Here is a 9,499-nt window from a genome sequence, read left to right on the forward strand (position 1 = left end):
CAGATCGCGGCCTCGTGATCGAGGTCGCGACTGTACGAAGGCCAGGATCGTTCCAGCAACGACGGATCGAAATCCTGGATACCGCGTTCTCGAGCATTTTCTACCTGCCACCCTAAGAGGCGCGGGTGAGAAAGATCGGCAGCCCACGCTTGTTGGAATAGAGAGGACGGTAGCGCTGCGTGTTGTATGTGCTGGCGACGTCCAGTTTGCGCGGTCCGAGCCTGGCGTCAGGGATCGGCACGAGGTCATAGCGGCCCTCGACCAGCGCCGACATGAGGCCGGTCTTGCCTTCCAGGATAGCATCGTAGGCCATGTTTCCAAAAGTCAGGGCGACCAGCTTGTCGATGAAGTCAGGATCGCCCGAACGCAGGTCGTAGGTGAGATCGGAGACGATGGTCTCCTCGCCGGCGCGCCGCTTGATCTCGTCGGCAAGCGCTTCGGCCACGCTCGCCTTCTTGCGGTGACCGTAGGCGTCCGGTTCGCCGTATTCGTGCGCTTTGTAGCCCTCCCATTCCGCGCCTTCGCTCAACACGATCAGCGCATAGTTGCTTGGGTTGCCGCGCTTGTCCTCGATCAGCAACTGGATCAGCTTATCGAGATCGACCTTGTACTCCGGTATCAGGCATCGGATCGAGGTCGCGTATGCTGTATAGAGTGCCGTAAAGCCGGCATCGCGGCCAAAGATGCGGAAAATGCCAACGCGCTCGTGCGAGCCGACTGTGGTGCGCTGCCGCTGGATCGCATCGCTGGCGCGGGTGATCGCCGTCGAGAAGCCGATGCAGTACTCCGTGTTGCGGACGTCGTTATCCATCGTCTTCGGGATGGCGATGATCTTGACGCCGAGTCCGTTCAGCTTGTCCGCATAGCTGAGCGTGTCGTCTCCGCCGATGGCGATCAAATGTTCGATGCCGAGCGCCGACAGGTTCGCCAACACCTGGCCGCTGAGGTCCCAGGTCTTGGTTGCGATCCCGCCCTTGGTGCTCTCCGAGACCGGAGGGTCGCTGCCGACGAGATGATCGGGGAGCTTTTTCATTTTGGAGGGATTGGTGCGGCTGGAGTGCAGCACGGTGCCGCCGCGTCGGTCGATGATGCGGGTGTTCTCACGGCTGAGCGGAATGAGGTAGTGCGATTTGCTGGCGGGGTCGTCGAGGTTCAGGTGCGTCAGGGCTTCCCAACCGCGGCGGAGACCGACGACTTCGATGTCGTCCTCGCTGCCGCGATAGGTCACCGTCTTGATGATTGCGTTGAGGCCGGGAACGTCGCCGCCGCCCGTGAGAACACCGATGCGCTTTTTCGCCACGCTCGCCTCCCAAGATCAGGACTCGCAAATGCGCTCTCGCCGCAACTCGACGCTTCCACTGCTGCCGCCTGGCGCAGCCTACTCGGCCGCTTCCGGCTTGCGCTCCTCGCGCAGCCGAAAACGCTTCAGTAGTCCGGACACGGTGTCGCGGAAGCCGCCATACTCCAGCTCGGAATAAGGCAGCATCGCAGCGCCGGACCAGCCTTGGCTGCGCATCTCGATTGCCTTGCGCTGTGCGCTCCGGCGCACCTCGTCCCACGCCGGATTGTCGAAGAAGTCGGTGTAGGACTCCGAAAAGCGGCCCTCCCTGTCGATCGAAAAGGCTGCGCAGGAAACGATCGGCAGGCAGTACATGCCAGTCACCGGCGTATTAAGCGGCACGGGCATGAGCGGCATCACGTGCGAGCCGCGCGCGTCGCCACCCACGAAATGCGCCTTGGCGAAGGGCGAGACGATTTCCTCGGGCGCCGGGAAAATTCCCTGGTTCCTGATGATCGCGACCGGATCATCCTTGCCGGTGTACTTGCCTGCGATCGCGTGAAGACGCTGCGCCGACACTGCGGCGGCGACCTCACCATGGGTTTGAGAAACGATGCGATCAATGCCAAAACGCTCGTTGTCGCGGAGCAGCGCAGCAATGTGGTAGTTGTCCGCGGGCGCGTTGAGTTCGATCACGCTGTCGCCGGCCGTGTCGTCCATGTCGATGATATGGAAACGGAATCCCTTGATCATTGGAGGCAGCATCAGCCCCGCGCAATACATTGGATCAGCAAAGGCAAGGTAGAGCGGCAAATTGTAGGCGCCGGGGCCGCATTTGTCGGCGGCAAACACCATGAATGATTCCGCCGGTCTCGGAGCCGAGAGGCTGTGCTCGAAGCTGAGCTCGGCGACACCAGGGCCGGCACCGCGAATGTTTCCGGAAGGTGCGTCTGCGAGAAGATCCTGGCCGGCACCGTAGAGACCGGCAGTCTTGGCGACCGAAGTGGCGGCGAGAAACGCCTTCCAGGCGAGTTGATGGACCTCGGAACTCCCCTCGCCCCGTGTGTGCGTCATGATGATCGCGATGTCATCGCCGGTGTGGCAGATGAAGGCATCGATCAAGAGCCCATTGCAGATCGCCTTGGCGACCTCGCCCTCGACAGTTGCGAGCATGCGGGAAGACGGTTTCGTGTGCCCGCCTACGGACCCAATGTCAGCCTTGATGACCGAAAGAGTAAGTCTCATGAGCATCCCCTCCCAGCAGCACAGCTCAACGCCTCGGCCACGACGCTTGCTGCGCCGGGGCGACGGCGCTGCTCATTCGCGAAAGCGAACGTCTATGTCGCAATTAGGTTCCAGCCTGGAGCGTAACAACCTCCGCACTGAGTGAGCGACCCTGCCCTTTTGGTGCAGACAGCTTGCCAACGCGGAAAGTTTTGCAGACTGGCGCCGCACTGCGGGCACACGAGGTCGTCTTTCATCTCATGCGCGCCGGAAAGAATCCGCGCCAGACGCACGTCAAGGCCGGAAGCGATCGCACCCGCTATGACGTCTCGAAAAACCGGTTCGACCTAACCGTCGGGCATCATGTTTTTCCTGAGGACCGATCAATTGCCGCGGTGTCAGTAAGCCAATTTTGGAGGGATTTTCCTGAGGACGCGATGCCAACGAAGCTGTAGCACGCTCCGCAGTGGACACCTTTTCTCGAAGTGCAAGCAGTTCAGCTCTCTGCTGTTCCAACGTGTCAACGTCGACAATCAAAGTTTGAAAATCTTTCTTCGAGCCAGCTTCGATCGAAACAGCCATAGGCGCCTCCCTTCCGAAAAAGCAGCATTGCCTCCTCTGACAATGGAGTCCACTTACCTGTGTTAGACAAACGCCAGATTTTCTCTCGCGTTCGTTCAGCTGCCATTCATCTAGCCGGTCGCAGCAGTCCGCTGCCTGACGGACGATTGCAGTGTGCTGACGGTTGGTCTCGCTGCTCGCGCGATCGACGCCGTCGCCTCGGCGGAGGCATTGCCGGCCGATCCTCGGCCTTTTGCTCAGATGGCCCGTGCCTGGAAGTGACCGGCTGCCCCCGCCGTCCGCACAGTAGTGGACGCTCGGACAGGTTGTAGCGGATGCAGGCATGTCCCTCTCCGCAGCGATCTCACACGTCGCCACCTCGCAAGCTCGGCACAGCAAGGCTTCGCTGGCGAACCGCCGCGTAGTCCCGGAAATCAATGAGCCTTTCGTCTGCCGCGGGAGGGGGCGTGCCGTTCGACTGAGGCGCGGACCTCGCGTGCGCGACGCGTGGCTGCCAACTCGGCATCCGCGACGCGTTTGCGAAGCGCAAACAGCGCCGTCACTTCGCGCTGAAGATCGAACAGGCTGGTTGTGTTGAGATAAAAATGTGCCTCCGACATGAGAGGCCCGCATGGTCGTCGCATTGGCTACGCCTCCGCTGCGAAATGCTGCTCGCTTTTCCCATGAGGCAGGGCCTTTGCAAATAACCCATGTGATTCCAGATTCCCGGAGATCGCACCCTCTAAGCACATATCCTACGACGTGCACAACGCCCGGTGTGTGCACTTTTGAACACAAGCGGTACGGGAGCGGGTCTCTAAAGCGTTTTCGAGCGCTTCATCGTCATGGCGGGACGGCTGCTGCGCCGGATCCGCATGTCTTCGGTCGCGAGATTGATGCGGAAAATTGTCGCGCCGTCTTCGACGACCTCCAGAGACCAGCTTTCACTCGGTTGCAGCGATCCCTCGATGTCGCGCACCAGCCGCAGCGCTTCCGCCCAGGCGGTTTCGGCATCCGGTAGTTCCATGCCCTCCTCGTCGTGGAAAGGCCTGAGCCCGGCAATGTGAAACTGATAGGTATGCATTTTGCGCCAACGCGAGGCGCTCCCGCTCGTTCCGCAAAAGCTTCATTGCTGATGCAGATAGGTGTCGTTGAATCCTCCGATCTCCACGAGCTTCTCGATGTCGCTCAGCTTCACCATGTTCTTCTGAATGTCGAGCACGCCTTCCGCGCGAAAGGACTGGAGAACCCGGTTGACATGGACAGCGCTTAGCCCCAGCGCCTCCGCCAGCCGCGATTGGGTGATCGGAAATTCGAACTCGTCATCGGCGGCCAGCCCCATTGCGGTCAGCCGCTGGCGGAGTTCGGCAATGAGATGGGCCATGCGTCCCGCGGCCGTTCTCGTGCCCAGGCTCACGATCCACTCCCTGAAGACAGCCGCGTCCACCAGCGTTTCACGCCAGAGCGCCTGCGCGATCGATGGCCGCGCCTCGATGAGCTGATGGATGGACCGATGTTCGATGAAGCCGACCCGAGCGCGCGACAGCGTCACCAGATCATGGTCCATGCGATCAAGGAAAAGCCCCTGCAGGTCCGGCAAGTCGCCTGCGGGGTGGAACGAGAGGATCTGTCGCTTGCCGTTCTCCGCCACCTTGGCACGATAGGCAAACCCGCTCAGGATCACGCAGCAATGCGTCGCGTGTTCGCCTTCGCTAATGACGACTGTCTCTTCCGGAAATTCCTTTACCTGAACACGCAAGGAGCGGAGCGCCGAGACATCATCCTCGCTCAATTTGGAATTGACCCGCAGCCTGCGGATCATCATTTCGCTGGGCATTGTCCAAACCAAAGGCAGGTGCAATTACAACAAGGCGCGAGAGCTGTCGCACTTTTGCCCCCTCAGCGTTAAGACCAAAAGCCTACCCCTCCTCGCCGGGGTTAGCGAGTCCTGTTCTCGACCTGCTTGGGTCGGGTTGCGCTGCCGCGAACCTGCGCGCTACGCTTCGGTTTCGAAGGCTGAGGCTGTCAGGCGGGCGATCACCTAATGATCGGCCGATTCCTCGTTGCGGACAGGCTGGTGCTCGACGGCCAGTGTTCGGTAATGCGCCGCCATCTCGCGGTAGTGCGCCCGCGAGATCGGATCCTTCGCCTCCTCGGCGCGCCGCTCGAACATTTCCGCTCGTTTCCGCAGTTCCATAGCGTCGGCCATCGATCCTCCGCCATTCCGCTCATTGGACCTGATCAAGATATGGTCGCGACGTGCGGCCAACACCAGAGAGACAAGGATTACAGTCGGTTCACAATTAGCGCGGCTTGCTTGCCTGAGGCTGCGGCGTGCTGCCGCGAGCTGCGTCCGGAACGGCACGGCCCGAGCGATCTGAAGCCGCCGTCACCAGGTGATGCGGAAGCCGCCGGTGCCCTTGTAGCTGTGGTTCTCGCCGGCGTCTTCGAGGCTCGCGCGATAGGTGATTTCGCCGAACACGGCGTAGCGGCCGCTCGCCCAGCTATAAGTGCCGCCGCCGATGCTGCCCCACAGCCGGTCGTTCGCATTGGCGAAGCCTGCGCCGGCGACATCGATCCTGGTGCCCTTGAGGAACTCGCAGTGCAAATTGCCGATCGCGTAGACGTCGGAGCGCACGATGCCCGAGCCGTCGTTCCAGATATTTTGATGATTGAGTAATAGCCCGGCGCGGCCGAGCAGGCTGTCTGCATTGGCGAGCGAGACGAGCGCGCCGAAGCGATCGGCGAAGGCATCGAAGTCGACCTTCTCATTCTCTCCGTGCGGTCCGATTGCGGTCGAACCAGCATAGCCCCAATGCATTCGCGCATCGTCCCTCAGCCCCTACGACGCGCTCTGCCAACGGAAAGGTTGCAGTCCCGCCCGTGTTCGCGGATTGCGAAATGTTATCGACTGTTACGCTAAGTGACTCTCATTTATCCGGCAACAACGCTGCGTGTTGTTCGAAGCGAACAACGCGCGGTGTGCTTTCGATGCAACGTGAGCGCGATGAAAATTAACGGATCGAAAACGAACTGCAGCGCGCAATGCGCATGTGTGCATCACACCCGGATTAGCGACTGGCGACGCGCGATCCGTCAGGCCGCTCTGCGGTCTCCTGCGGCTTGATGCAGCCTTTGCAGATCACGAGCTTGCTGGCGAGCTTACGATCGGCATCTTCGTCAGAAACCTGCTCGCGCTCATCCGCCGCTGGCTCGATCGCCTGAGCCACGCTGGCTGAATGCCTGGGCGCTCGCCGCGGCGCGTTCGGATCCTCGCCCGCCCCATCCCAGGCGAACGTTCTCGGTCCGGTCGAAGCCGTATTCGTCACGCCATATTGCGCGCAGGCACCAAGCGCGAGCGGAAGAAGCAGGATGGCGATCCGGCAGGCCGGGTTCCGAACATGACGCATGGCGATACTCTGATACAACTGATGCTGCGAGCTAAGTGCAGAATGGCTAACAAATCGTTTTAGCTAGATGCCCATTGATCAGAGCGAAAAGATGGCCGAAGCGGCGATCGACATCGCTGAGGGCGATGGAGATCGCTAAAGCGATGGAGATCGCTGAGAAGAAAGAATGCGCAAGCCAGTGAGGAGCAGCGTTTAAGCTCCCTGCTCTTCCTACCGACGGCGCGCGATCTCCGCGGTTGATACGACGAACTCGGTGAGCACACCATCCCGGCTCATCGGCATCAAGCGCGCCTCGACATCGCGCAGCATCGGCTCGACCTTCGCGCCCAAGACGGCCGGCGAGGACGACGAGAAGGTCAACATGCGTTGCGCCAGGTCAGCCACGCTGGTCTCCTTCACGCTCTCGACCCGGATCTCTTCAGTGGCCTGAAATGTGGTGCCTTGCAGCAGCGAGGAAAGCTCGCGATGCACGCGCTGCCCCGAACGCGACTCGGACCATAGTTCTTTGTCCGACCAGTGACGCCGCGCAGCAGTGTATTCCTCGAGCCACACATTGCGCCCGTCCCTCACAGAGGAGGACGCGCATATGGCGACGACGCCACCCGGCGCCACCAGCCGTTCGAACAACGGGCCCAAAGTGCTCTCGTCCAGCCAGTGGAGCGCTCGACCGATGGTGACGAGATCGAAGCGCCCGATGCTCTCCGGCAAGTCCTCCGCCCTGCCCTCGACCAGCGTCACGTCCCGTCTGGCCTGCTTGGCCGCCTGCCGCGCGGCCGCCAGCATGTTCGGCTCGGGATCGACGGCGACAATGCGTCCGACATAGTCCGCAAAGCCGAGCGCGAGCAGGCCCGGCCCGGTGCCGATATCGATCAGCGCATGTTGCTTGGTGAGCGCCAGGCGCTGGGCGACCTCACGGAAGAACGCGGGCGGATAAGGCGGCCGGAATTGCTCATAGAGGTCAACCGTCGTTGCAAAACGTCCCATTCCGCGGGCCCAATCATCGAGGTCATCGAACGGCGTACAGCGAAACTAACCCGCTGCAGCGGCGCGTCACCTTAAATTTGGATTACATTTCCACGCACCCCCCGCTTCTGACCGAAGCGCTCTGGCGTGGCTGCACACGTGCGATCTTTGAGCAATCGGCTGATCAGCCGCAATTCCAGACAGGCCCGATCGGCGTCCGCGTCCAGCAAGGGCCGAAGCTGCCGCCATTGTAGCGGCCGCCGTAGAATCCGGGCCGACCGAAATAGTGCCACTCGCCATCCCACCCATAATAGCGTGGCACCGGATCGATGTACCAATGGCGCCGGTCACGGCGCGCCATGCGCGAAGCCAAAGCTTTCTGCTTGAAAAGCGGAAGGCTGTTGTTCGGTGGCTGCTGATAGCCCGGAAGGAAACCGTAGCCGTGCCAGCGTGGCGGCGTTCGTTTATGAACCGGCGCAGCCGGCGCTACGACCGGCAGCAGCGACAGGACGATGGCAATCGACAGACACATCAGGCGCGACATGAGCGTAACATAGACGTCCGGCTGCTCGGAAGCGACTCAAATCCGAGTGCATGGTTGCTCCCGACTTTCTCGCATCGATTCGATACGGTAAATCGACCCGTCATGTTGTCAGGGCTTCAAATTCCGAGGACCGGTGAGCCATGGGAATACCAGCAGATAGATTACCAACTGGCGGCTTTGCTCGCCTCGTCCCGGAGCTGGACGTGCTTGACCTGGAACAGAGCAAGACATTTTGGTGCAAGATACTCGGTTTCCAGATTGCGTATCAGCGCCTCGAAAATCGCTTCATGTATCTTGAGCTGCAAGGCGCTCAGGTGATGCTGAAGCAACAAAATGGTAACTGGAAGACTGGAGCTCTCGAACGACCGCTGGGACGCGGGATCAACTTTCAGATCTTCGTCGATTCCGTGGCCCCTCTTCTCGATGCACTGAAGCGAGAGAAATGGCCTCTCTTCAGAGAGTGTCATGACGCCTGGTATCGGGTCGCAGGAGAAGAGCGCGGCAACAGGCAATTCCTGGTGCAAGACCCTGACGGCTACCTCCTGCGTTTCGCACAGGATTTGGGAAGCAGGTAATCACCTCTCGAACGGCACCAGTTGGACCGGCCATGTTGAAGGAATTCGATCGCGAGATCTGGACTGCAGATGGACCCGACGTATCCGTAGCCGGATTTCATTATCCCACCCGGATGGCTGTCATCAGACTGTCAGACGGAGGTCTCTTCATCTGGTCGCCGATAGAGCTCAGCGATAGCCTGCGGGCGGATGTCGATGCCATCGGTCAGGTGCGGCACATCGTTGCTCCCAATTCACTTCATCACCTGTTTCTTCCAGAGTGGAAGCGCGCCTACCCTGACGCCAAGGTCTACGCCCCGCCAGGATTGCGAAAGAAGCGCGAGGACATCGTCTTTGATGCTGACCTCGAAAGTGTGCCGAGCCCGGATTGGATCGAGGAGATCGACCAGGTCCTGATGCACGGCAACCTGATCACGACGGAGGTGGTGTTTTTTCACATCAAGAGCGGGACCGTGCTGTTTACCGATCTGCTCCAGCAGATTCCGGCCGACCGCAATTCCGGCTGGCGGGCCATGGTCGCGAAGCTGGACCTCATGGTGGGGCCCGAGCCGTCGGTGCCGCGCAAGTTTCGTGTCGCCTTTACCAACCGCCGCGCTGCGCGAAAGTCTCTGGATTACATTCTGGCATGGCCAGCCGAAAAGGTGCTGATGGCCCACGGGACACCGGTGGAAAAGGACGCGAGAGCGTACCTGCGCCGTGCGTTTGGGTGGCTGACGGCGTGATTTGCAGTGTCGGAGCCACGAAGACGTTCACGTTCAAATTCAGAAAGGTTCGCAAATTCAGAAAGGTTCGCAAATTCAGGAAGGTTCGCGTGTTAGCTGCGCGATAGGTCGCGTCTGACGACCCCTGCAACACGATTCAAAACAGAAGAAAGGTCCCGATCAGGATGCCTGCAGCAAAGGACCAAAGTCCCAAGGTGCAGGCTGAAACAACGCGGACTAGG

The 9,499-nt window shown here is 60.6% G+C and carries 12 protein-coding genes; 2 read left to right on the forward strand and 10 right to left on the reverse strand.

Features of this window, described 5'->3' with window-relative positions; all coding sequences use genetic code 11:
• Positions 1-112 precede the first annotated feature (112 nt).
• The 10 genes from ACZIRK_RS20530 to ACZIRK_RS20575 all read right to left on the reverse strand — a co-directional run bounded on the left by ACZIRK_RS20530 (position 113) and on the right by ACZIRK_RS20575 (position 7,981).
• On the reverse strand, positions 113-1,300 hold the full coding sequence (locus ACZIRK_RS20530; protein WP_130225683.1) for a 6-phosphofructokinase: 1,188 nt from the start codon (positions 1,298-1,300) through the stop codon (positions 113-115).
• Between the two features lie 78 nt (positions 1,301-1,378).
• On the reverse strand, positions 1,379-2,524 hold the full coding sequence (locus ACZIRK_RS20535) for a fructose-1,6-bisphosphatase (protein ID WP_130225682.1): 1,146 nt from the start codon (positions 2,522-2,524) through the stop codon (positions 1,379-1,381).
• Between the two features lie 273 nt (positions 2,525-2,797).
• The gene (locus ACZIRK_RS20540; protein WP_463328036.1) at positions 2,798-3,085 is read right to left on the reverse strand and encodes a hypothetical protein; all 288 of its coding nucleotides are present in this window, start codon (positions 3,083-3,085) and stop codon (positions 2,798-2,800) included.
• A 796-nt stretch (positions 3,086-3,881) separates the two neighbouring features.
• A complete protein-coding gene (locus ACZIRK_RS20545) occupies positions 3,882-4,148 on the reverse strand; it encodes a DUF6894 family protein (protein ID WP_456641567.1) in 267 nt (88 codons plus the stop codon).
• A gap of 42 nt (positions 4,149-4,190) precedes the next feature.
• Entirely contained in the window at positions 4,191-4,901 is a 711-nt protein-coding gene (locus ACZIRK_RS20550) for a Crp/Fnr family transcriptional regulator (protein ID WP_130225679.1), read from the reverse strand.
• A 204-nt stretch (positions 4,902-5,105) separates the two neighbouring features.
• A complete protein-coding gene (locus ACZIRK_RS20555; protein ID WP_155255580.1) occupies positions 5,106-5,273 on the reverse strand; it encodes a hypothetical protein in 168 nt (55 codons plus the stop codon).
• Between the two features lie 180 nt (positions 5,274-5,453).
• Positions 5,454-5,885 carry an autotransporter outer membrane beta-barrel domain-containing protein gene (locus ACZIRK_RS20560; protein ID WP_130225678.1) on the reverse strand — a complete coding sequence of 144 codons (432 nt, stop codon included), beginning with the start codon at positions 5,883-5,885 and terminating at the stop codon, positions 5,454-5,456.
• Between the two features lie 250 nt (positions 5,886-6,135).
• The gene (locus tag ACZIRK_RS20565) at positions 6,136-6,474 is read right to left on the reverse strand and encodes a hypothetical protein (RefSeq protein ID WP_130225677.1); all 339 of its coding nucleotides are present in this window, start codon (positions 6,472-6,474) and stop codon (positions 6,136-6,138) included.
• Positions 6,475-6,684: 210 nt separating this feature from the next.
• Positions 6,685-7,458, reverse strand: coding sequence for a class I SAM-dependent methyltransferase (locus ACZIRK_RS20570; protein ID WP_130225676.1), 774 nt, complete (start codon positions 7,456-7,458; stop codon positions 6,685-6,687).
• A gap of 163 nt (positions 7,459-7,621) precedes the next feature.
• Positions 7,622-7,981, reverse strand: a complete 360-nt coding sequence (locus ACZIRK_RS20575; protein ID WP_130225675.1) for a hypothetical protein — start codon at positions 7,979-7,981, stop codon at positions 7,622-7,624.
• A gap of 203 nt (positions 7,982-8,184) precedes the next feature.
• Here ACZIRK_RS20575 and ACZIRK_RS20580 point away from each other — a divergent pair, with 203 nt between their 5' ends.
• Both ACZIRK_RS20580 and ACZIRK_RS20585 read left to right on the forward strand, forming a co-directional pair.
• Positions 8,185-8,556 carry a bleomycin resistance protein gene (locus tag ACZIRK_RS20580; protein ID WP_349645067.1) on the forward strand — a complete coding sequence of 124 codons (372 nt, stop codon included), beginning with the start codon at positions 8,185-8,187 and terminating at the stop codon, positions 8,554-8,556.
• Between the two features lie 32 nt (positions 8,557-8,588).
• Positions 8,589-9,278, forward strand: a complete 690-nt coding sequence (locus tag ACZIRK_RS20585; RefSeq protein ID WP_130225673.1) for a DUF4336 domain-containing protein — start codon at positions 8,589-8,591, stop codon at positions 9,276-9,278.
• Positions 9,279-9,499: the final 221 nt, after the last annotated feature.

Source organism: Bradyrhizobium sp. Leo114, assembly GCF_055229415.2.

What these genes read in the sequence shown, in the direction of transcription:
- ACZIRK_RS20535 (WP_130225682.1), bottom strand. Translation starts at nt 2,524, where the DNA reads ATGAGACTTACTCTTTCGGTCATCAAGGCTGACATTGGGTCCGTAGGC.
- ACZIRK_RS20540 (WP_463328036.1), bottom strand. Translation starts at nt 3,085, where the DNA reads ATGGCTGTTTCGATCGAAGCTGGCTCGAAGAAAGATTTTCAAACTTTG.
- ACZIRK_RS20545 (WP_456641567.1), bottom strand. Translation starts at nt 4,148, where the DNA reads ATGCATACCTATCAGTTTCACATTGCCGGGCTCAGGCCTTTCCACGAC.
- ACZIRK_RS20550 (WP_130225679.1), bottom strand. Translation starts at nt 4,901, where the DNA reads ATGCCCAGCGAAATGATGATCCGCAGGCTGCGGGTCAATTCCAAATTG.
- ACZIRK_RS20555 (WP_155255580.1), bottom strand. Translation starts at nt 5,273, where the DNA reads ATGGCCGACGCTATGGAACTGCGGAAACGAGCGGAAATGTTCGAGCGG.
- ACZIRK_RS20560 (WP_130225678.1), bottom strand. Translation starts at nt 5,885, where the DNA reads ATGCATTGGGGCTATGCTGGTTCGACCGCAATCGGACCGCACGGAGAG.
- ACZIRK_RS20565 (WP_130225677.1), bottom strand. Translation starts at nt 6,474, where the DNA reads ATGCGTCATGTTCGGAACCCGGCCTGCCGGATCGCCATCCTGCTTCTT.
- ACZIRK_RS20570 (WP_130225676.1), bottom strand. Translation starts at nt 7,458, where the DNA reads ATGGGACGTTTTGCAACGACGGTTGACCTCTATGAGCAATTCCGGCCG.
- ACZIRK_RS20575 (WP_130225675.1), bottom strand. Translation starts at nt 7,981, where the DNA reads ATGTCGCGCCTGATGTGTCTGTCGATTGCCATCGTCCTGTCGCTGCTG.
- ACZIRK_RS20585 (WP_130225673.1), top strand. Translation starts at nt 8,589, where the DNA reads ATGTTGAAGGAATTCGATCGCGAGATCTGGACTGCAGATGGACCCGAC.